The 21,312-nt window shown below is 68.8% G+C and carries 21 protein-coding genes and 1 other RNA gene; 16 read left to right on the forward strand and 6 right to left on the reverse strand.

Features of this window, described 5'->3' with window-relative positions; all coding sequences use genetic code 11:
- Both AUL35_RS03540 and AUL35_RS03545 read right to left on the reverse strand, forming a co-directional pair.
- Positions 1–643: aldo/keto reductase (locus AUL35_RS03540; RefSeq protein WP_192847033.1), on the reverse strand; the 643-nt coding region annotated here is incomplete at its 3' end.
- 32 nt (positions 644–675) lie between these two features.
- The gene (locus tag AUL35_RS03545) at positions 676–1,035 is read right to left on the reverse strand and encodes a helix-turn-helix domain-containing protein (protein ID WP_062012084.1); all 360 of its coding nucleotides are present in this window, start codon (positions 1,033–1,035) and stop codon (positions 676–678) included.
- 98 nt (positions 1,036–1,133) lie between these two features.
- On the opposite strand from AUL35_RS03545, the gene AUL35_RS03550 reads away from it, so the two are divergent.
- Positions 1,134–1,745: an NAD(P)-dependent oxidoreductase gene (locus AUL35_RS03550; protein ID WP_062012148.1), complete on the forward strand. Its 612-nt coding sequence runs from the start codon at positions 1,134–1,136 to the stop codon at positions 1,743–1,745.
- 3 nt (positions 1,746–1,748) lie between these two features.
- Here the strand turns inward: AUL35_RS03550 and AUL35_RS03555 are convergent, their stop codons facing one another.
- On the reverse strand, positions 1,749–2,948 hold the full coding sequence (locus tag AUL35_RS03555; protein ID WP_062012086.1) for a lytic murein transglycosylase: 1,200 nt from the start codon (positions 2,946–2,948) through the stop codon (positions 1,749–1,751).
- A gap of 79 nt (positions 2,949–3,027) precedes the next feature.
- Positions 3,028–3,831: a GH25 family lysozyme gene (locus AUL35_RS03560; protein ID WP_062012088.1), complete on the reverse strand. Its 804-nt coding sequence runs from the start codon at positions 3,829–3,831 to the stop codon at positions 3,028–3,030.
- 226 nt (positions 3,832–4,057) lie between these two features.
- On the opposite strand from AUL35_RS03560, the gene AUL35_RS03565 reads away from it, so the two are divergent.
- From AUL35_RS03565 to ftsW, 14 genes are all read left to right on the forward strand, one after another.
- Positions 4,058–4,288 (forward strand): hypothetical protein, encoded by a 231-nt coding sequence (locus AUL35_RS03565; protein WP_062012090.1) that lies wholly within the window; start codon positions 4,058–4,060, stop codon positions 4,286–4,288.
- 150 nt (positions 4,289–4,438) lie between these two features.
- Positions 4,439–5,167, forward strand: a complete 729-nt coding sequence (locus tag AUL35_RS03570; protein ID WP_062012092.1) for a DnaJ family molecular chaperone — start codon at positions 4,439–4,441, stop codon at positions 5,165–5,167.
- Complete coding sequence (locus AUL35_RS03575; RefSeq protein WP_062012094.1) at positions 5,167–5,931, forward strand: N-acetylmuramoyl-L-alanine amidase; 765 nt, start codon at positions 5,167–5,169, stop codon at positions 5,929–5,931. Before AUL35_RS03570 ends, AUL35_RS03575 begins: the two co-directional genes overlap by 1 nt.
- Before the next feature lie 206 nt (positions 5,932–6,137).
- Positions 6,138–6,713, forward strand: a complete 576-nt coding sequence (locus AUL35_RS03580) for a lytic transglycosylase domain-containing protein (RefSeq protein WP_062012096.1) — start codon at positions 6,138–6,140, stop codon at positions 6,711–6,713.
- 47 nt (positions 6,714–6,760) lie between these two features.
- Positions 6,761–7,161: RNase P RNA component class A (gene rnpB / locus AUL35_RS03585), an RNA gene on the forward strand.
- 480 nt (positions 7,162–7,641) lie between these two features.
- The gene (gene mraZ / locus AUL35_RS03590; RefSeq protein WP_244493656.1) at positions 7,642–8,121 is read left to right on the forward strand and encodes a division/cell wall cluster transcriptional repressor MraZ; all 480 of its coding nucleotides are present in this window, start codon (positions 7,642–7,644) and stop codon (positions 8,119–8,121) included.
- On the forward strand, positions 8,121–9,152 hold the full coding sequence (gene rsmH, locus AUL35_RS03595; RefSeq protein WP_082666082.1) for a 16S rRNA (cytosine(1402)-N(4))-methyltransferase RsmH: 1,032 nt from the start codon (positions 8,121–8,123) through the stop codon (positions 9,150–9,152). Before mraZ ends, rsmH begins: the two co-directional genes overlap by 1 nt.
- A 7-nt stretch (positions 9,153–9,159) precedes the next feature.
- Positions 9,160–9,516 (forward strand): hypothetical protein, encoded by a 357-nt coding sequence (locus tag AUL35_RS03600; RefSeq protein ID WP_062012152.1) that lies wholly within the window; start codon positions 9,160–9,162, stop codon positions 9,514–9,516.
- Complete coding sequence (locus AUL35_RS03605) at positions 9,513–11,249, forward strand: penicillin-binding protein 2 (protein WP_062012100.1); 1,737 nt, start codon at positions 9,513–9,515, stop codon at positions 11,247–11,249. Before AUL35_RS03600 ends, AUL35_RS03605 begins: the two co-directional genes overlap by 4 nt.
- A 94-nt stretch (positions 11,250–11,343) precedes the next feature.
- Positions 11,344–12,795, forward strand: coding sequence for a UDP-N-acetylmuramoyl-L-alanyl-D-glutamate--2,6-diaminopimelate ligase (locus AUL35_RS03610; protein ID WP_062012102.1), 1,452 nt, complete (start codon positions 11,344–11,346; stop codon positions 12,793–12,795).
- The gene (locus AUL35_RS03615; RefSeq protein WP_062012103.1) at positions 12,792–14,261 is read left to right on the forward strand and encodes a UDP-N-acetylmuramoylalanyl-D-glutamyl-2,6-diaminopimelate--D-alanyl-D-alanine ligase; all 1,470 of its coding nucleotides are present in this window, start codon (positions 12,792–12,794) and stop codon (positions 14,259–14,261) included. The genes AUL35_RS03610 and AUL35_RS03615 overlap by 4 nt, the downstream gene beginning before the upstream one ends.
- 7 nt (positions 14,262–14,268) lie before the next feature.
- A complete protein-coding gene (gene mraY, locus AUL35_RS03620) occupies positions 14,269–15,351 on the forward strand; it encodes a phospho-N-acetylmuramoyl-pentapeptide-transferase (protein WP_062012105.1) in 1,083 nt (360 codons plus the stop codon).
- A gap of 11 nt (positions 15,352–15,362) precedes the next feature.
- The gene (gene murD / locus AUL35_RS03625) at positions 15,363–16,757 is read left to right on the forward strand and encodes a UDP-N-acetylmuramoyl-L-alanine--D-glutamate ligase (protein WP_062012107.1); all 1,395 of its coding nucleotides are present in this window, start codon (positions 15,363–15,365) and stop codon (positions 16,755–16,757) included.
- 5 nt (positions 16,758–16,762) lie between these two features.
- Complete coding sequence (ftsW, locus tag AUL35_RS03630) at positions 16,763–17,920, forward strand: putative lipid II flippase FtsW (protein ID WP_062012108.1); 1,158 nt, start codon at positions 16,763–16,765, stop codon at positions 17,918–17,920.
- A gap of 225 nt (positions 17,921–18,145) precedes the next feature.
- On the opposite strand, the gene AUL35_RS03635 is transcribed toward ftsW, so the two are convergent.
- Together AUL35_RS03635 and AUL35_RS03640 are read right to left on the reverse strand one after the other, a co-directional pair.
- Positions 18,146–18,628: a type III secretion system chaperone gene (locus AUL35_RS03635; RefSeq protein ID WP_062012110.1), complete on the reverse strand. Its 483-nt coding sequence runs from the start codon at positions 18,626–18,628 to the stop codon at positions 18,146–18,148.
- Positions 18,629–18,696: 68 nt separating this feature from the next.
- Positions 18,697–20,187, reverse strand: a complete 1,491-nt coding sequence (locus AUL35_RS03640) for a hypothetical protein (protein WP_156417818.1) — start codon at positions 20,185–20,187, stop codon at positions 18,697–18,699.
- A 20-nt stretch (positions 20,188–20,207) separates the two neighbouring features.
- On the opposite strand from AUL35_RS03640, the gene murG reads away from it, so the two are divergent.
- On the forward strand, positions 20,208–21,308 hold the full coding sequence (murG, locus tag AUL35_RS03645) for an undecaprenyldiphospho-muramoylpentapeptide beta-N-acetylglucosaminyltransferase (protein ID WP_062012117.1): 1,101 nt from the start codon (positions 20,208–20,210) through the stop codon (positions 21,306–21,308).
- The last annotated feature ends 4 nt before the right edge of the window (positions 21,309–21,312 follow it).

The raw sequence follows: 21,312 nt of genomic DNA on the forward strand, positions 1-21,312 counted from the left end.
GCGGGCTCCACGCCATGACGCCGACGCCCTGGTCGAGCGCGACCGGGAGAAGCTCGTATTCCGCCTCGCGCGCTTCGAGCGTGTAGTGGATCTGCTGCGTGACGAAGCGCGAGAGGTTGTGGCGCTCCGAGATGCCGAGCGCCTTCATGAGGTGCCAGGCCGAGAAGTTCGAGCAGCCGACGTAGCGGACCATGCCGTGCTGGACGAGCGTGTCGAGCGCCGCCATCGTCTCCTCCAGCGGCGTCTGCCCGTCCCACTGGTGAACGAGATAGACGTCGATCCGGTCGGTGCGCAGGCGCTTGAGGCTCGCCTCGCACTCGCGGATGATGTGGAGGCGCGACAGGCCTTGCTCGTTCGGACCCGCGCCCATCGGAAAGCGGACCTTCGAGGCGATCAGGACGTCGCCCGGCCGCTTGCCGCCCAGCACCTCGCCGACGATCTCCTCGGACCGTCCGCCGGAATAGACGTTGGCCGTATCGATGAGGTTCACGCCCTGGTCGATGCACAGGTCCACCAGCCGGCGGGCGTCGTCGACCTCGACCGCGCCGGTGGCGCCGAAGTTGCCGCGCCCCCCGAAGGTCATGGTTCCCATGGTGAGCGTCGAGACCTTCAGCCCCGAGCGTCCGAGCGAGCGATATTCCATGTGGGCGGTCCTCCCTGAACCCCGCGCGAGCCCTATCGCGCGTCGAAGCGCGACTGGGCGGCGAGAACCGCACCGATATGCCTTTGCGCCCAGGTCGTCAGCCCCTGGATTTCGGTCGCGAGCGTCAACCCGAGCGGCGTGATCGAGTAGGTGACGCTGACCGGCATCGTGGGCAGGACCTCGCGTGCCACCAGTCCGTCGCGCTCGAGGCTCTTTAGGGTCTGCGACAGCATCTTCTGCGAGATGCCGCCGATCATCCGTCGCAGCTCGTTGAAGCGGCGTGGACCCTTGGCGAGCAGCGTCAGGAGAAGCGTCGTCCACTTGTCGGCGATGCGATCGAGCACGAGCCGCGTCGGGCAGGCGGGATCGTAGACGTTGGGCGTCAGGTCCATGGGTTTCCTCGCGGTGACCTCGTGCGCATCCGGTGCCTTCTTTTCAGGCCGGTCGCCAGGTGGCATCTGGTATCCGTTGGTTACCAAAAGAAGGACGAATCATGAAGGTGGCATTGATCGGAGCTTCGGGTCAGGCGGGCTCCCGCATCCTGCGCGAACTCTCGAACCGGGGGCATGCGGTGACGGCGATCGCGCGCAACCCCAAGCGCATCGAGGTGCTGGCGGGCGTCACGCCGGTGCGCGGCGACGTCGCCGATGCCGACGCGCTGGCCTCGATCCTCAGCGGACACGACGCGGTGGTGAGTTCGGTCCACTTTCTCGCCTTCGACGCCGAGACGCTGATCGCGGCGGTCCGGGCGAGTGGGGTGAAGCGCTATCTGGTCGTTGGCGGTGCGGGGAGCCTGGAGGTCGCGCCCGGCCAGCGCCTTCTCGACGCGCCGGGCTTTCCGGACGCCTACAAGGCGGAGGCGAGCGCGGGGGCCAACTATCTCGACCGGCTGCGTGCGGAGGACGACCTCGACTGGACGTTCTTCTCGCCCGCCGCGATGTTCGTGCCCGGTGAGCGCACGGGCCGCTTTCGCCTCGGAGAGGATGCGCTGATCGCGAACGACCAGGGCTCCTCGATCTCGTTCGAGGACTACGCGATCGCGCTGGTGGACGAGCTGGAGCAGCCCCGCCACGTGCGGGGTCGCTTCACGATCGGGTACTGACGCTCAGTTGAGCGCGGTGAGAAGGCGCGCGGTCGGCCAGCCGTCGGCGGGCAGGCCGTGCTTCATCTGCTCCTCGCGCACGGCGGCGCGCGTGTTGGCGCCCAGGATTCCGTCGATCTTGCCGACGTCATAGCCCATGGTGGCGAGGCGCTGCTGCAGCACCTTCATCTGCTCGCCGTCGAGGCCCGGCTGCGGGTTGCCCATGTCGGCCGCCGGCCCGCCCGCCAGGCGCGTGCCGAAATAGGCGGCGGTCAGCGAGTAGGTCAGCGAGTTGTTCCAGGTCAGGTAGATGTCGAAGTTCGGGAAGGCCAGGAAGGCCGGGCCGCCCGCGCCCTGGGGCAGGACGACCGAGGCCATCATGCCGTCGCTTTCCAGCGGCGAGCCATCGGCCTTGGTGACGCCGAGCTTGGCGAACTCCGAGCGCGGCTCCTTGGAGACGAGCGCCGCGCGGTCGAAGGGGAAGTTCGCGGGAATGCGCACGGCCTCCAGCCAAGGCTCGCCGCGACGGTAGCCCATGGACTGGATGAACTTGCCGGTGGTCATCAGGACGTCCGGCACGTCGGTCAGGAGGTTGATCGTGCCGTTGCCGTCCTGGTCCGTCCCGTAGGCGAGGTAATCTTCCGGCAGGATCTGGGTCTGGCCGAGCTCTCCGGCCCAGGCGCCGCGCATCTGGTCGGGGCGCAGGTATCCGCGATCCACGAGCTCGATCGCGCCGATGAGATGCGGGCGGAAGATCTCGGGACGGCGGCAGTCGTGGGCGAGCGTCGCCAGCGCCGACAGCGTGTCGAAGTCGCCGAGAACCGCGCCGTAGTCCGTCTCGAGGCCCCAGAACGAGGCGATCACCGGACCGGGCACGCCGGTCTGGCGCTCGACCTCGGCGAAGGTCGAGGCGTATTTGCGCAGGTTCGCCTGGCCGCGCGCGAGCCGGTCCTTGTTGACCATGCGGCCCTGGAACTGCGTCCAGGCCTGCTGGAACACGCCCTGGCCGCGATCACGCGAGAGCACCTTCGGGTCCGGGCGCACGTTGGCGAGCGCCCGCTCGATGCCGGCCTCCGACAGGCCCTTCGCCCGCGCTTCCGTCCGCACGCCATCGAGGAAGGCGCCGAAGTCGCCGCCGCACTGCGCGCCCTGCGCCAGGGCTCCTCCGGTGGTAGCCAGAAGGGCGGCGGCGAGAATCGCGAGGCGTCGCGGGGCATGGGACATCGGGGAGGCATCCTTGTGGTCTGGAAATCGGGATGAGGCTGCTGAAGCCGCAAACTGCGGCGCGAGCGTGGCCTGACCGTCAGCTCGACGGACGATGGGCGGCGAGCCAGGCGCGCCAGTCCTCGCGCGTGCCCGAAAAGGCGTTGCGGTCCACGAGGCCGTCGACGCCCGGCACGGTGCCCGTCGCCGTCCACTGCCAGAAGCGGAAATCGCGGTCGGGATAGTTCGCGGTCGGGTGGTCCTTCACGCCGCGCAGCCAGAACTGATGCTTGGGAAAGGTTCCGACGAGGCGGTCGCGGTGGATGTCGATTGGGGCGTAGATGATGGGTCGCACGCCGTAGTGCTTCTCGACCGCGTCGAGGAAGGCCGTCATCTCGCGCACCACCTCGTCGCGCGGCGGGCGGCGCGTGCAGGTGGGCGAGTCCGGGTTCCACTCGACGTCGAGCACCGGGGGCAGGGCCTGCGGGTCGCGCGGCACGTTGGCGATGAACCAGGCGGCCTGCTCGATGCCGGGCCGGCACCAGTAGAAGAAGTGGTAGGCCCCGCGCGGCACGCCGGCGGCGGCGGCCGCCTTCCAGTTGCGCAGGAAGGCGGAATCGACGCGGTCTCCGCCTTCCGTCGACTTCAGGAAGGCGAAGGCGACGCCGCCGCGCCGCGCCGCGTCCCAGTCGATCTCGCCCTGGTACTTCGACACGTCGATGCCGTGGACCGGATAGTGTTCCGGGGTCGAGCCGTTGATGCCGGAGAGGCCGAGATCGCCGGGGTCGAGCGAGGCCGAGCGGCAGGCGCCGAGGGCGGCGAGCGCGCAGAAGAGGCCGGTGAGAACGAGGCGACGGGCGCGGCCGCGGCTGGGGCGAATGGCGTGGGAGCCGGTGTCGGCCATGGGTCTCGCGTCTCCATTAAGGACGCGGACACCTTGGGGTCCGCCCGATCGCAACGGCGCGCACGTTCGCGGCGGCGCCTGACGCGAGGCTGACGCATCCGCGCTGGGGAGCACCCGCGACCGTGTGTCGGGATAAAAGAATGCGTGATCTGATGCGGGAGAACCATTTGGTCGCACCCGCGTTGGGGGTCCCGAAGGTACATCGTCGCAAAAGGATCCGACACTCATGAAGACCATCACGCTCGCCGCTGGCGTCGCCGCCCTTCTGGCCCTGTCGGCCTGCTCCGACAACAGCTCCAAGACGCCGTCGACCACCTCGAGCTCGACGACGACCGCCCCCGCCACCACCGGCACGGGCGCGACGCCTGGCGCCACCACGACGACCACGACGCCGGCCACCGGCGGCACGATGGCGCCGGCGACCGGCGGCTCCACGACCTCCACGACCACGAACTGATCCTCATCGCCTCGGCGAGAGGGCGGCGGCCGGCTCTTCGAGCCGGCCGTTCGCTTGTCGGGAGGCGCCTCGCGCACGGCCGTCTTTTCGCGGTCGCCGCGACACGATAGGAAAGGCGCCGGGGATTCTCCCGGTCCTCGGACGGACGGCATGTCGATCTTTTCCACCCTCGGGCAGCTCCTGAGGGACCTCGCGCAGCAGGGCGGCTCGGTCGTCGAGACCTTGGTGGAGCGCGTTCGCACCGCTTTTTCGGGCGACCGCGAGACGCGGCGCCGCGTCGCCTTCTCGGTCGCGATGATCGCGCTGTCGGCCAAGATGGCGCGTGCCGACGGCGTCGTGACGCCGGCCGAGATCAGCGCCTTCCGTCGCATCTTCCTGATCCCGCCCGACGAACTTCAGAACGTCTTCCGTCTCTATTCCATCGCGCAGCAGGACACGGCGGGCTTCGAGATCTACGCCTCGCGCATGCGCGCGCTCTGCGAGGAGCCGCCGGCGGACGGTGAGGAGGGCTGTGCGCTGCTCGTCGACGTCCTCGACGGCCTGTTCCACATCGCCGGTGCCGATGGCGTGGTGCACGAGCGCGAGCTCGACTTCCTCGCGGCCGTCGCGGAGCGCTTCGGGCTGACCGCCGCGCAGTTCGAGCGCATCCGTGCTCGCCATGTCGACGGCGGCGAAGCCGGGGCCTTCGCCGTGCTGGGCGTCGATCCGAACGCCAGCCACGAGGAAATGCGCCGCCGCTACCTCCATCTCGTACGCGAGAACCACCCCGATCGCCTCGCCGCGCGAGGGGTCCCGGCGGAGTTCATGGCGATCGCCACGGAGCGCATGAAAGCGATCAACGCCGCCTGGGCCATGGTCGGGCGGGTGGCGGTGTCCTGATGGCGACGGAGGCGGTCTGGCAGGCCGACAGCGCGCTGGTGTCGCGGCTGGAGCCTTCGGCCAACCACAACGAGCGGGCGGGCGGCGCCGGGCCCGACATGCTCGTTCTTCACTACACCGGCATGCGGGACGCGGCTTCCGCGCTCGCACGGCTGCGCGACCCGGCCGCCGAGGTGTCGGCCCATTACCTCGTGGACGAGGACGGGACGCTGGTCCAGCTGGTGCCCGAGGCGCGCCGGGCCTGGCACGCGGGACTCTCGCGCTGGAAGGGGCGGGACGACGTCAACTCGCGCTCGATCGGGATCGAGATCGTCAATCCCGGCCACGAACACGGCTACCGCGCGTTCCCTTCCGAACAGATCGCCACCGTCGTCCAATTGTGCCGAGATTGTGTCGATCGTTGGTCGATCGCGGGCGATCAGGTCGTGGCCCACTCGGATGTCGCCCCGGCTCGCAAGGAAGATCCCGGCGAATTCTTCCCTTGGAATCAACTTTGGGCAGCGGGCGTCGGCCACTTCGTGGCGCCGGTCGAGATGCGGAGCGGGCGCTTCCTCCTGCGCGGTGACGCGGGCCCCCCGGTCGCGGCCTGGCAGGAAATGCTCGCGAGCTACGGATACCCCTGCGACATCAACGGAACCTTCGACGACACAACGCATTTCTGCACCTTGGCGTTTCAGCGGCACTTCCGCCAAGCGAAGGTCGACGGGTGCGCCGATGCCTCGACCGTCGCGACCCTGCACAGGCTGCTCGCGACCCGTCCGTAGCTGACCCGAGGCTGGACCGGGCCGAATCGGTGCGCCGTGTTTGTATCACTCTGAAATATTGTGTTACCGCGCCGTCACATTGACGGTCCGGTTCGCCGCCATAACCGGCCCCGTCACCGCCGCTGAGCATCGCGGCAGAGAGGGGATGGTCCGCACGCCGGGTTTTGGGGCGGGGCGGGACCGACGATCCGTACCACAGGACCGAAATGACGAAACTGCCTGCCATGGCTTGCGCCGTGACGCTTTCGCTTGCCCAGATTTCCGTTGCCTTCGCCGATTCCGCTTCGTCCACATCCACGGCGCCGCTCAAGCCCGCCGACATCGAGACCCCCCAGGTGGCCGCTGCCGCTGCCGAGCCGACCGATTCCACGCTCGCCGCGCGCCCCTTCGCCGACATCATCGAGCGCGAGGCCCGCGCCAATGGCGTTTCCGTCGAACTGGCCCATGCCATCGTATCGGTGGAAAGCCGCTACCGCATCGACGTCACCGGCCGCGCCGGCGAGATCGGGCTGATGCAGATCAAGCCTGCCACCGCTCGCGACATGGGCTTCGAGGGCGCGGCGACCGATCTCTACAACCCGATCGTCAACATCCGCTACGGGATGAAGTATCTGGCCGGTGCCGAGCGGCGCGGCGGCGGAACGCTCTGCGGCACGATCCTGAAGTACAATGCCGGCCATTACTCACGCCGCATGAACCCGACCTCGGCTCGCTACTGCCAGAAGGTCAAGCTCGTTCTCGCCAGCCTCGACTCCGACCGCTCGCGCGATCCCGGCATCTGACCCGCCGGCGCTTGACACGCGGCGCCCCGGACCCCCTTAAGAAGCCGCCAGTCGGCTGGGCGACCGCTGCCGCAAGGGCCGAAAGGCCGCGGGGGAGGAAAGTCCGGGCTCCACGGAGAAACGGTGCCGGGTAACGCCCGGCGGGGGCGACCCCAGGGACAGTGCCACAGAGAACAGACCGCCTCCACGACCTTCGGGCCAACGGGAGGTAAGGGTGAAACGGTGGGGTAAGAGCCCACCGCGCGACCGGCAACGGAAGCGGCATGGTAAACCCCACCGGGAGCAAGACCGAATAGGAACGACGCGGCGGGAAACCGTCAGCCCTCTCCGGGCCGGTCGTTCGGGTGGGTTGCTTGAGGCGGCGCGCGAGCGTCGTCCCAGAGGAATGGTCGCCCAAGGCAGCTTTCGGGCTGCCGGACAGAACCCGGCTTACAGGCCGACTGGCATCTCGCTCCCAAATCTCGCGCTCGACGGCTGGCTTCGACATGCGCGCGAGCACCCGTGGCGCGACGGCTGGGGCGTATCATGGGACGGCGCCCCACCGGCGCCTGGAGCGGTGCGCTCGCGAGGCAAGCCGGAGCTGGCGCATCAGCCCGCCGGCGATGCATCGGCGCCACGCCGGCCCTTCATGATGCGGTGGACCACGCGCCTCAAACCACTGTTATCGCTGCATGTTTTTGATTTGTTCCGCACCGTGCGCGGCGCCCCTTCGGCGGCATCGGAGGGGTTGTTCCCATTGACCCCCATGGGGTCCCATGATATCCCAAATTCCACGGTTCGATGCCTTCCAGTCGATCCGATTCCATCGTGTCGAGGTTGTGCGGCGGGCTCGTGAGGGCTCGCGCCGGGACGGCGTGTGCCTGCTTCCGGGTGTCGGCAGCGCGAGGGGTCGGTTTCGGCGCGGAAGGCTCATCGAACGCTTCGCCGGATGGAAACGGGTCTGTCGCGGATGCGCTTCCTGTCCAATTGGATCAACAACGTGGACGCGAAGGGGCGAGTCTCCGTGCCGGCACCTTTTCGTCAGATCCTGGCCTCGCGCGGCGAGCGCGAGCTCTACGCGCTACAGGCGATCGGCCAGCCCGCCATCGATGTCGGCGGGCTCGATCTCCTCGAGCGCTACGAGGCGCGCATGGCTCAGGAAGATCCGTTCGGCGAGGACTACGCGGACATGTCGCTTTTCGCCTATGGCGACGGCGCCTTCCTGAAGCTCGACGCCGAGGGGCGTGTCGGCGTCACGGACTTCGTGCGAAGCCATACCGGCATCGGCGATCGAGTGGCCTTCGTGGGTCGCTCGCATTTCTTCCAGCTCTGGGAGCCTGCCGCGTTCGAGGCCCACCGGGCCGAGGCGCGCGCGCGGCTCCTCGCCAAGCGCTCGTCGCGCGACGAGCGCGAGAGATCACCGGAATGATGACGGATCTCGGCGGGACCGAGGATCCCGCCGATGGCGGACCGGTTCGTCACATTCCGGTGCTTCTCGCGCCCGTCGCGGCCTCGCTCGACCTTCCTCCGGGAAGCCTGATCGTCGACGGGACCTTTGGCGCGGGCGGCTATTCGGCCGCCCTTCTTCGTCGTGGATACCGGGTGCTCGGCATCGACCGAGACCCGAGCGCCATCGCCGGTGCCCGGCCGTTCCTCGACGAATTTCCCGGCCTTCGGCTGCGCGAGGGGCGCTTCGGCGACATGGAGGCGATCCTTTCGGCGGAAGGGATCGACGAGGTCGACGGCGTCGTCCTCGACATCGGCGTGTCGTCCATGCAGATCGACGAGGCGGAGCGCGGCTTCTCGTTCCAGAAGGACGGGCCGCTCGACATGCGCATGAGCGGCGCGGGTCCTTCCGCGGCCGACGTCGTGAACCGTCTCAAGGTCGGCGATCTCGCGCGCGTCCTGAACTTCCTCGGCGAGGAGCGGCAGGCGGGGCGCATCGCACGCGCCATCGAGGCGCGCCGTGCCGAGCGGCCCTTCGAGCGCACGCTCGATCTGGCCAACCTCGTGGCCCGCACGATCGGGCGCAACCCGAAGGACCGCATCGATCCGGCGACGCGGACCTTTCAGGCGCTGCGCATCTTCGTCAACGACGAGCTGGGCGAGCTCGTGCGGGCACTTCTGGCGGCCGAGCGCGTGCTTCGGCCGGGCGGGCGGCTCTCGGTCGTGACCTTCCATTCGCTGGAGGATCGCATCGTGAAGCGCTTCCTGCGCGACCGCTCGGAGGCGGCGTCAGGCTCGCGCCATTTACCCGATGTTCAGCATAAAGCCCCAACATTCGAGTCGCGCAATCGGCCGGTCGTGGGCGAGGAGGGCGAGGTCGCCCTGAACCCGCGCGCCCGATCGGCCAAGCTGCGATCCGCCACCCGCACCCGAGCACCCGCGCGCGAGGGGAGGGAGGCCCATGCCTTCGCGGATCTGCCGGACCTGGCCGATCTGCCCGCCGCCGGAGCTTGACCTGTTCATGTTGAAGACGCTCGACGTTCTTCTGATCGTGCTGATGCTCGGCGCCGCCGCCTGGACCTTCGGCAACAAGTACCAGGTCGAGGCGCTGGAGAGCCAGGTCATCGCGCTCGACCGCAAGATCGCGCTCGAGCGCGAGACGATCCAGCTTCTCGAAGCCGACTGGAGCCTTCTGAACCAGCCGCGCCGCATGGAGGCTCTCGCCCAGGCCTTCAACGCCGACCTGCAGCTCGTTCCGATCGCGCCCGAGCAGATCGTGCGTCCCGACGAGCTGCCCTCCGCCCCGCTTCCGCCCGAGCCGGAGAAGGACGCCAAGGGGCGCACCTTCGCCGACGCCTCGAAGGGCCGTGCCCGATGATCGCCCCGCTCCTGCGCCGCACGCCGTTGCGCCGTTTCCTGGCCCCCGTCTCCCCGTCGGATGCATCCGGGACGCGCCGGTCGCTGCGCCCGCGCCGCGCTGAGCCTCCGCGCAACCGCCCGCGCTTCCTGATCGCCGTCGGCCTGTTCTGCGCGATCTACGGCGTGATCGGCGCGCGCCTCGTCGTCTGGGGCGCGATCTCGGACCCGACCGACCCGTTCCAGACCTCCGGCATCGGCGGACCCATCACGCGGCCCGACCTCGTCGACCGCAACGGCGAGGTGCTGGCGACCGACATCAAGACCGCCTCGCTTTTTGCCGAGCCGCGCCGCATCGTGGACGCCGACGAGGCGACCGAGGCGCTCATGACGGTGCTGCCCGACCTCAACCCGAAGGTCGTCCATGCGCGCCTGTCCTCCAAGGCGGGCTTCGCCTGGCTGCGCCGCGAGCTGACGCCGCGCCAGCAGCAGGAGATCCTGGCGCTCGGCATTCCGGGCATCGGCTTCCGCAACGAGAAGAAGCGCTTCTACCCCGGAGGACCGACGGCGGCGCACGTCCTGGGCGCGGTGAACATCGACAACCAGGGCATCGCCGGCATGGAGAAGTATGTCGACGACTCGGGCTTCCGCGCCCTTCAGTCGTCGGGCTTCGCCTCGAACGGCGACCTCGAGCCGGTGAAGCTGTCGCTCGACCTGCGCGTCCAGCACATCGTGCGCGACGAACTCGTGGCGGGCGTCGAGCGCTACAAGGCGATCGCGGCGGGCGGACTCGTGATGGACGTCGAGACCGGCGAGATCATCGCCATGGCCTCGGTGCCCGACTACGACCCCAACACGCCCGGCGACGCCTTGAAGAAGGAGAACCTGAACCGCGTCTCGGCCGGCACGTTCGAGATGGGCTCCACGTTCAAGATCTTCACGACCGCCATGGCGCTCGACTCCGGCAAGGTGAAGGTCACCGACATCTTCGACACGACGCCCTTCCGCGTCGCGGGCTTCACGATCAAGGAGTTCCACGGCAAGGGCCGGCCGCTCTCGGTGCCCGAGATTTTCGAATACTCCTCGAACGTCGGCTCGGCCCGCGAGGCCGACCTCATCGGCATCGACGGCCACAAGGAGTTCCTGACGCGCATGGGCCTTTTGTCGAAGGTCAAGACCGAGCTGCCCGAGGTCGCCATGCCGACCCAGCCCAAGGTCTGGAAGAAGATCAACTCCATGACCATCGCCTTCGGTCACGGCGTGTCCACCACACCCCTGAACACGGCGGTCGCCGCCGCCGCCATCGCCAACGGCGGCTGGTACATTCCCCCGACCTTCCTGCCGCGCACGAAGGAGGAGGCCGACAAGATCAAGGTCCGCGTCGTCGCGCAGCACACGTCCGACGACATGCGCGGCATCTTCCGCCTCAACGGCGAACAGGGCTCTGGCAAGCGGGCCAACCCGCCGGGCTATCATGTCGGCGGCAAGACCGGCACGGCCGAGAAGGTCGTCAACGGACGCTACTCCAAGGACTCGCGCTTCAACGCCTATGTCGGGGCCTTCCCGATCGAGAAGCCCCGCTATCTCGTGGTCACGATCATCGACGAGCCCAAGCGCTTCGAGAAGGACCCGAACGCGACCGCCGGCTTCAACGCGGGCGTCATGGTCGGCAACATCGTGCGCCGCGCCGCGACCTTCCTCAACGTCAAGCCGGACTTCGGCGACACGGGGCGCCAGCTCCTCGTCTCCTACTGAGCGATTCGAAAACGCTTCTATCGGCGGTCGACTTGTCCTAAGCCGACCGCCGACCCCGGCCACCGGCCGATAGACGGACACGGGAACGCCGTTGATGAAACTCTCCGACCTCGCCGCCGACATCGCAACGGGCGACGACCTCGCGAGCGTGGAGATACGCGGCCTCACCGCCGACTCCCGCGCCGTGAAGCCCGGCGACCTCTTCGCCGCGCTGCCCGGCACGAAGGGCGACGGCGCGAGCTATGTCGCGGAAGCGCGCGCCAAGGGCGCCGCCGCCGTTCTCCTGCCGCTCGACGCGCCGGCGCCGCAGGCGGGGGGCGCTGTCCTGCGCGCGCCGGACGCGCGCCGCGCCCTCGCCCTCATGGCCGCCCGCTTCCACGGCGCGCAGCCCGAGCATGTCGTGGCGGTGACGGGCACCAGCGGCAAGACCTCGATCGCCGCCTTCACGCGCCAGATCTGGACGACGCTCGGCCTCAAGGCCGCCTCGATCGGAACGACCGGCGTCGTCTCGCCGACGCGCGACGACTACGGCACGCTGACGACGCCGGACCCCGTGGCGCTCAGCCTCCTCATGCGTGAACTCGCCGACGAGGGCGTGACCCACGCCGCGATGGAGGCGTCGAGCCACGGGCTCGAGCAGCGCCGCCTCGACGGCGTGCGTCTGCGCGCGGCGGGCTTCAGCAATCTCGGCCGCGACCACATGGACTACCACGCGACGGTCGAGGAGTATTTCGCGGCCAAGATGCGCCTCTTCGACACGCTCCTGCCCAAGGGCTCGCCGGCCGTGATCTTCGCCGACGACCGCTGGTCGGGCGCCGCCGTCGAGGCCGCGCAGCGCGCCGGCATGACCGTGATGACGGTCGGGCGCGACGGCGGGTTCCTGAAGCTCAAGCGCCTGGAGCACGAGCGCAACCGGCAGGTCGCGGAGATCGACGCAGCCGGCCGGCTGCACCGCATCGTGCTGCCGCTGGCGGGTGAGTTCCAGATGTCCAACGCCCTGGTCGCCGCGGGCCTTGCGGTCGCGGGCGGGGTCAATGTCGACGATGTCCTGCCGGCGCTGGAAACGCTCCGGGGCGCGCCCGGCCGCCTCGACCTCGCCGCCACGACAGCGGAGGGCGCGCCGGTCTTCGTGGACTACGCCCACAAACCGGAGGCCCTAGAGAACGTTCTCGCGGCGGTCCGTCCGTTCACGACGGGCCGCGTGATCGCGGTGATCGGCTGCGGCGGCGACCGCGACCGGGGCAAGCGCCCGATCATGGGCGCGATCGCCGAGCGTCTTGCCGACGTCGTGATCGTCACCGACGACAATCCGCGCTCCGAGGAGCCGGCCACGATCCGCGCGGCGATCCTCGAGGACGCGCCCAAGGCCGAGGAGATCGCCGACCGGCGCGAGGCGATCCGTCATGCCGTCATGATGGCGCGCAGCGGCGACACGGTGGTGGTCGCCGGCAAGGGGCACGAGAACGGCCAGACGGTCGGCACCGTGACGCTGCCTTTCAGCGATCACGAGGAGGTCCGCCGCGCGGTCGGGGAGGCGGCACGATGACGGAACCGCTCTGGACCGGCGCCGCGATCGCCGAGGCGACCGGCGGTCGCCCGGTCGGAACCATGCCGCCCGCGATCGGCGGCGTCTCGATCGACACGCGCTCGCTGGAGCCGGGCGACGTCTTCTTCGCGATCCGCGGCGACCGGGTCGACGGTCACCAGTTCCTACGGCCCGCGATCGCCGCCGGCGCGGCGCTTCTCGTCGTCTCCAAGGAGAAGCTGCCGGCCCTCGGCAGCCTGCCCGTGCCGCTGCTCGTGGTGGACGACGTGCTGAAGGCGATGGAGCGTCTGGCCGTTGCCGCCCGCGCCCGTGCGCAGGCCCGCATCGTCGCGGTGACGGGCAGCGTCGGCAAGACCACCACCAAGGAGGCGCTGCGCCACGCGCTCGGCGCGGAAGGCACGGTCCACGCCTCGGAGGCCTCCTTCAACAATCATTGGGGCGTGCCGCTCTCGCTCGCGCGCCTGCCGGCCGACACGCGCTTTGCCGTGTTCGAGATCGGCATGAACCATCCGGACGAGATCCGGCCGCTGGTCAAGATCGTGCGTCCGCATGTGGCGATCGTCACGCTGATCGCCCCGGCCCATCTCGGCCATTTCGAGAACCTGCGCGCGATCACGCGCGCCAAGGGCGAGATCTTCGAGGGGCTGACGCCCGGCGGCACGGCCGTGATCAACGCCGACGATCCCGAGAGCGCGGCCCTGCGCGAGATCGCGCTCGCGGCCGGCGTCACCCGCATCACCACCTTCGGCGAGGCGGACGGGGCGGACTACCGCCTGACGGGCTTCGCCCCGCTCGAGGAGGGCTCGCACGCGAGCGCCTTGATCGACGGAACTCCGGTCGAGTTCCAGCTGCCGTCCGGCGGCCGACACCTCGTCCAGAACACGCTGGCCGTGCTCGGCGCGGCCGACCTCCTCGGCGCCGACGTCGCGCTGGCCGCCGCCGCGCTTTCCTCCTGGCGCGCGGGCACGGGCCGCGGCGCGCGCCACCGGCTCGCTGTCGGCTCCGGCATGCTGACGCTGATCGACGAGAGCTACAACGCCAACCCGGCCTCGATGCGCGCCGCGCTCGGTCTTCTGGGCGCGATGCAGCCCGGCCCGGGCGGGCGGCGCATCGCGCTTCTGGGCGACATGCTGGAGCTCGGGTCCTTCTCGCGCGACCTGCACGAGACCCTGGTGGAGCCCGTCGCCGAAGCCGGTTGCGACCTCGTTCTTCTGGCGGGCGCGGAGATGCGCACGCTCTACCTCGCGCTGCGCGAGCGCGGGATCGAGGCGCAGTGGTTCGGCTCCGCCGGGGAGCTTGAGGAAAGCTTGGCCGGTCATCTTCGCCCCGGCGACGTCGTCATGGCCAAGGCGTCCAAGAGCATCGGCTTCAGCCGTCTCGTGGAGAACCTCGTCGCTCGTCTCGGCACGCCCGCCGGGGCGCACGAGGCGTCGCTCCGCCCCACCACGATGGCCCAGGACGCTTGAACGACCGATGCTCAGCTATCTTGCCGCGCTCGCCGCGGACGTCCAGGCCTTCAACGTCTTCCGCTACATCACCTTCCGCACCGGCGGGGCTCTGATCACGTCCTTCATCACGGTCTTCCTGTTCGGACCGGCGATCATCGCGAACCTGCGCGTTCGGCAGGGGCGGGGGCAGCCGATCCGCGCCGACGGGCCGCAGACCCATTTCAAGAAGGCCGGCACGCCCACGATGGGCGGCCTCATGATCCTCGCGGGTCTCCTGGCCTCGACGCTGCTCTGGGCCGACCTATCCAACCTCTACGTCTGGACGGTGCTGTTGGTGACTGTCGGCTTCGGCGCCATCGGCTTCTACGACGACTATCTGAAGGTCACGAAGCAGAGCCACCTCGGCTTCTCCGGCAAGGCGCGGCTCGCCATCGAGTTCGCCATCGCGCTGGCCGCCGGCGTCCTCATCATCCTCGCGCAGACGGGCTCCTTCGCGACCTCGCTGTCGATCCCCTTCTTCAAGCAGCTCCTGATCGACCTCGGCTGGTTCTACGCCGCCTTCGCCGCCGTCGTGATCGTGGGCGCGGGCAACGCGGTGAACCTCACGGACGGCCTCGACGGGTTGGCGATCATGCCAATCATGATCGCGGCCGCCGCCTTCGGCCTGATCGCCTATCTCGCGGGCAACACGAACTTCTCGAACTACCTGCAGATCCACTACGTCGCGGGCACGGGCGAACTTTCCGTGATCTGCGGCGCGCTGATCGGCGCGGGCCTCGGCTTCCTGTGGTTCAACGCCCCGCCGGCCGCGATCTTCATGGGCGACACGGGTTCGCTGGCGCTGGGCGGCCTCGTCGGCACGGTCGCGGTCGCCACCAAGCACGAACTGGTGCTCGCCGTGATCGGCGGCCTCTTCGTGATCGAGGCGCTCTCGGTGATCATTCAGGTCGCCTCGTTCAAGCTCACCGGCAAGCGCGTCTTCCTGATGGCGCCGATCCACCACCATTTCGAGAAGCTCGGCTGGACCGAGAGCCAGGTCGTGGTGCGCTTCTGGATCATCGCGCTGCTTCTCGCCTTCGTCGGCCTGTCGACGCTGAAGCTCCGCTAGGGGACGCCCACATGATCGCAGCCGAGACCTTCCGCGGGCAGCCGGTCGCCCTGTTCGGCCTCGGCGGGTCGGGGCTCGCCACGGCCCGCTCGCTCCAGGCGGGCGGCGCGAAGCTGACCGCCTTCGACGACAACCCGCGCTCGGTCGAGACGGCGGCGGGCGAGGGGCTTTCCACCGGCGATCTCCATGCGCTCGACTGGAGCGGCCTGGCCGCGCTGGTGCTCTCGCCCGGCGTGCCGCTGACCCATCCCAAGCCGCATTGGGCGGTGGAGCTCGCCGCAGCCAACGGCGTGCCCGTCATCGGCGACATCGAGATATTCGCCCGCGAGCGCGCGCGGCTGGGGGGCGAGGCGCCCTTCGTCGCCATCACCGGAACCAACGGCAAGAGCACGACCACGGCGCTGATCGCGCACGTCCTGCGCCATTCGGGCCGCGACACGCAGCTCGGCGGCAATATCGGCGTGCCGGTGCTGACGCTCGAGCCGCCACGCGCCGACCGCTTCTACGTGGTCGAGTGTTCCTCCTACCAGATCGACCTCGCACCCTCGATCGCCCCCACCGTCGGCCTCCTTCTCAACCTCTCGCCCGACCATCTCGACCGCCACGGCACGATGGAGAACTACGCGGCCATCAAGGCGCGGCTCCTGAAGGAGGCGGGCACGGCGGTGGTGGGCGTCGACGACGAGTGGTGCGCCGGCATCGCCGACTGGCACGAGGGCGAGGGACGCCCGCTCGTGCGCATATCGCGCTCGCGCGAGCTCACTGATGGCATCTTCTTCCGCGACGGGACCCTCCACGTCATGCGTGGCGGCGAGGCCGAGCGGCGCATCGCGCTCGGCGGCATCGGCTCGCTGCGGGGTGCGCATAACGGCCAGAACGCGGCGGCCGCCGTCGCGGCCCTTCGCGCGCTCGGTCTCTCCTTCGAGGAGATCGAGGCGGGCCTGCGATCCTTTCCCGGGCTCGCCCATCGCATGGAAGAGGTCGCGCGCGTCGGCACGGTGCTCTTCGTCAACGATTCCAAGGCGACCAATGCCGATGCCGCCGCGCCCGCGCTCGGCAGCTTCCCGCGCATCCACTGGATCGCCGGCGGCCTGCCCAAGGAGGGCGGCATCGCCTCGCTCGAGCCGCTGTTTCCCCGCGTCGCCAAAGCTTACCTGATCGGCGAGGCGGCGCCCGCCTTCGCCGCCACTCTTGGTGAACGAATTCCTTACGAAATCTCGGGTAGTCTCCAGGTCGCGGTCGAGAACGCCGCGCGCGAGGCGGGCACCAGCGGCCGCGAGGAGATCGTCCTCCTTTCGCCGGCCTGCGCCTCCTTCGACCAGTTCCGGAACTTCGAGGTGCGAGGCGACACGTTCCGCCAGTTGGTGAACGCGTTGCCGGGCGCCGCGCCTATCGTGAGGACATGAGCGTCATGGCCGCCAGCCGCGCCAAGAAGGGTGTGATCACCGACTGGTGGTGGTCGATCGACCGCTGGTTCCTGGCGGCCTTCCTGATCCTGATGATCGGCGGCATGGTGCTGAGCTTCGCCGCCAGCCCGCCGGTCGCCGAGAAGATCGGCCTGGAGCCCTTCCACTTCGTGAAGCGGCACGCGCTCTTCCTGCTGCCTTCGATCGCCGCCATGCTGGCGACCTCGCTGCTGACCCCGCGCGGCATCCGACGCATGTCGATCATCATGCTGGGCGTGGCGATCGTCCTGATGGTCGCGGCCCTGTTCTTCGGCATGGAGGTCAAGGGCGCGCGGCGCTGGGTGGGCGCCGGACCGCTGACGATCCAGCCCTCCGAGTTCATGAAGCCGGCCTTCGTCGTGGTCTGCGCCTGGCTCTTCGCCGAGCGTTCGCGCCGCTCCGACATCCCCGGCAACCTCTTCTCGATCATGCTGCTCGGAACGGTCGTGGCGCTGCTCGTCGCCCAGCCCGACCTCGGCCAGACCATCCTGACGACCTCGGTCTGGGGCGGCCTCTTCTTCATGGCCGGGCTGCCGTGGCTCTGGATCGTGATGCTGGGCGGCCTCGGCGGCTTCGGCATCCTCGGCGCCTACGTCGTCTTCCCGCACGTGGCCTCCCGCTTCGACCGCTTCCTCACGGGCGAGGGCGACACGTTCCAGACCGATACGGCGCGCGAGGCGATCCTGCGCGGCGGCTGGTTCGGCCAGGGGCCGGGCGAGGGCATCGTGAAGCGCCTCCTGCCCGATAGCCACACCGACTTCGCCTATTCGGTGATCGCCGAGGAGTTCGGCATCATCTCCTGCATGGCGCTGACGGCGGTCTTCGCCTTCATCGTGATCCGGGGCCTCAACGTGGCGTTCGCCCAGCGCGACACGTTCAACCGGCTTGCCATCACCGGCCTCGTGATGCTGTTCGGCCTCCAGTCGATCATCAACATGGCGGTGAACCTCCACCTCATGCCCGCCAAGGGCATGACGCTGCCCTTCATCAGCTATGGCGGCTCGTCCATGCTGGCGGTCGCGATCACGGCCGGCTTCGTGCTCGCGCTCACGCGCCGCCGCGCCGACAACGTCTCGCAGACCGATCGGCTGATGGAACGGACGATGGCGGCGCAGGCGGCCTGAGGGCGCCCGCCAGACCGTGCCGGGCGAGCGGACTGGTTGTGTGGTCCGACGCTCGACGCAAGGAGCCGGGTGGTGCCGCTGCAGCGCCGTGCGTGCAGGGGTGACGGCGCCGTGATGCCTGCGATCCGGCACCTTGAACCGAAATCGGGCATTCCAGGACGCGTTTCTTGCCACCGCCGCGTGCGCCGCTGGCAAATCTATTCCAGGCGTTTCCGGCTGCGAGCTTCACACTCGCAGAATCATAGGTTGCTCGTCGTGCTGTTCGACGAGAGGGGCGTCGCCTTCGTCGCTTTGGCGATGCTTCTCCGCTTCGGACAGGAGGAGGTCGGTTCCCTTCGTCCGCCAGAAGACCCCATATTGGATCAATGACGCGAGCTTGGCCTCCACGCGAGCCGCGCTGAGGTCCGAGATTTCCCAACGCTCGCTGTAGATGCATTCTCCCCTGTCGGCGTCGACACCGAGGCGTCCCGGCCCCGTCCCCGCTCCGAGGCAATTTGCCTCGAGCATGGCCCGCATCATGGGAGGGTCGGCGAAATCCAGATGGGGCAAACGGAAGCTGAGTTCGGCAACGGCAGGCTCGACTCTGGTAACGTAGATCGAAAGACCGTCACCAAAAACGATCTCGGCTTGTCCGTTCGTGTTGAGCGAAAGGTTCGCCAGAGAAAGCTTGTCGGCGATAACGGAGAGGGCGTGATTGATATCTTGCATCGTAGGCGCTTTTCTCTGAGATCAAGTAGGACAGTGCCAAGCTCCTGCTGGCTGGCGCGCGTTCGTTCCTACCAGGTTGTACGTGCGGACTGAGGCATGCCGTTTGCGACCAGGAAGGTTTGGATCTTGTCATGAACGACCGGGGCGCCTGCCTTGAAGGCCGCAAGCGTCTCGGGTTGATAGTTCGACTTGTCACGCGCCCCGTTGGCAACGACCTGCTCCAGCTGCGACGCAAGCTTCAAGGCGAGCGGCAAGTTCTGCTCTTTGACGATCGAGGGGTTGATACCCTTGAGGACGAAGCCGTCGCTGTAGAGGACACGAGACATCTCGTCGGTTCGGGCGCCCTGGTGCTTTGCAAGTTCGCCCGACAGATCCGTGAACACGTTTCGGACATCATCCGGCACCGGAACAGCGGCCATGTGGTCGAACATGTTGCCCGCAAGGACCATCAAACGATCGGCCAGGTCCCGCGGGATCGTGTCGTTCGCCAAGCTCTTGATGCCAAGGTCCGCAAGCTCCTGCGACAGGACATCTACGTCGGGCAGGTCGCGCAGACCGGCCGCAGCGGTCCTTAGACCCTGCTCGTAGGCTGGCAGGCCGCTCCCGTCGAGGAGCTTGCGGACCGCGGCGCTTCCCGATCCGCCCTGCGTGCCGCGCAGGAAGGTTTCGGACGTACCCGATTGCGCCATTTCTTTTCTGGCGGCCGCGAGAAAGTTTGCACGCGCCCCCTCGGGGGTTCGGGCCAGTCGCACTCCGTCGGCGAGAGCCTTGGCGAAATCGGCCTTCTCCGTCCGGCCCTCCTGGCGGAATTCACCCGCGATCCTTTCCAAAGCATCCGCATCCAGCGTGCGAAGCGTATCGGCAGACGCCTGACTCATCAGTTTGCCGACCATTTCGGTCTGCTTGGCATCGCGCGGTATGCCCGATTCCTTGGAATCCCTTGCAATGGCTGCGATAAAGCCCTCGCTCACGTAGCTGACATGAGCCTTCGTCAGCGGCTGTCCGTCTGTCGTCGGCTTGAAGGCCTTCGTGCAGTCCGAAACGTTGATGCCGACCGGCTTGGGCCGGTGGCGTTCCGGCATTGCCTCTATGGCCATGCGGTCCGCACGATCGAGGCGCGTGTTGTTCTGCTGATGAGCCCGTTCCGCCTTCCAGTCGGCATGCGCCTGCTTCAGGGAAGCCACCCCCTCTCCAACCGTCGTCTTGAAGGAGGAGAAGGCATTTGAGATCGTGTTGCGGAACGACTGGAAGCCTTGCGCGAAAGACCGGGACGTGCCCGGCGCGTTGGCAGCGTTGCCGACGGCAGGCGCCGTTGCCTGAGCGTGGCCCGTACCTTGAGTTGAATTGAACGAGGCGCGCATCGCGGACGCTGTCGAGGTTTCGGTTCCAACTCTGGACATGCGCGTTCTCCCGTTCGTGACCTTATGGAGCCGATCATGCCGTTTACCGACGGCGCCCGGTGTCGCTTTCGGCACAGTTTTCGGATGTTCTCCGGCGAAGCCGCGACGCTTTTGGTTTGCTGCCGTGTCGATTAAGGCAGCAATCTTGGAATCGACCACACGATGCAGGTTTCCTTGTCATGACCGCCCCCATCCTTCTCTGCGCCGGCGGCACCGGCGGTCATCTCTTTCCCGCCGAGGCGCTGGCGCACGAGCTGAAGTCGCGCGGCCGCGAGGTGCATCTCGTGACCGACGAGCGGGCCGACCGCTACGCCGCGAGCTTTCCCGCCGAGGCGGTCCATATCGTGCCGTCCGCGACCTTCGGCTCGCGTAACCCGCTTGCGGTTCTGCGTTCGGGGCTGAAGCTCTGGCGCGGATACCGCCAGTCCATCGCCCTGATGAAGCGGCTGAAGCCCGCGGCGGTGGTCGGCTTCGGCGGCTATCCGACCATTCCCCCGATGATGGGCGCCGTGCAAACGGGACAGGCGACGCTGATCCACGAGCAGAACGCGGTGATGGGCCGGGCGAACCGGTTCCTCGCGAGCCGCGTTCGCGCCATTGCCGCCGGGATCGCCCAGAACGGGGCCGACGCCGCGCACGCCGCCAAGACGACGCTGACCGGCAACCCCGTGCGACCGGCCGTGCTGGAGGCCGCGAGGACTCCTTATGCCCCGAGCGGGGCGGGCGAGCCCTTCAACCTCGTGGTGTTCGGCGGCAGCCAGGGGGCGAGCGTCTTCGCCACCGTCCTGCCCGAGGCCGTGCGGCTTCTGCCGCCCGAACTGCGCGCGCGGCTGCGCGTGACCCAGCAGGCGCGCGCCGAGGACGAGGCTGGGGTCTCGGAGTTCTACGACCGCGAGGGCATTCCGGCCGAGGTCGCTCCCTTCTTCCGCGACATGGCGGACCGCCTGGCCAAGGCCCACCTCGTGGTGAGCCGATCGGGCGCCTCGACCGTCTCGGAGCTCGCGGTCGTCGGCCGCCCGTCCGTGCTCGTGCCCTACCCTTATGCGCTGGACCATGACCAGGCCGCGAACGCGGCGCGGCTGGAGGCGTCGGGCGCGACGACGGTGGTGCGCCAGGCCGAGTTCACCGGCGAGCGGCTCGCCGCGCTCATCCGCGAGGTCGCCGACGATCCGGCCAAGGCCGCCGCGATGGCGGCGGCGGCGCGGGCGCAGGGGTTGCCCGATGCGGCGCGGTTGCTTGCCGACCTCGTGGAAGCTATGCCGAACCGCAAAACCGCTTGAAGGA

It is taken from the genome of Aureimonas sp. AU4 (assembly GCF_001463765.1).
Classification (GTDB): domain Bacteria; phylum Pseudomonadota; class Alphaproteobacteria; order Rhizobiales; family Rhizobiaceae; genus Aureimonas.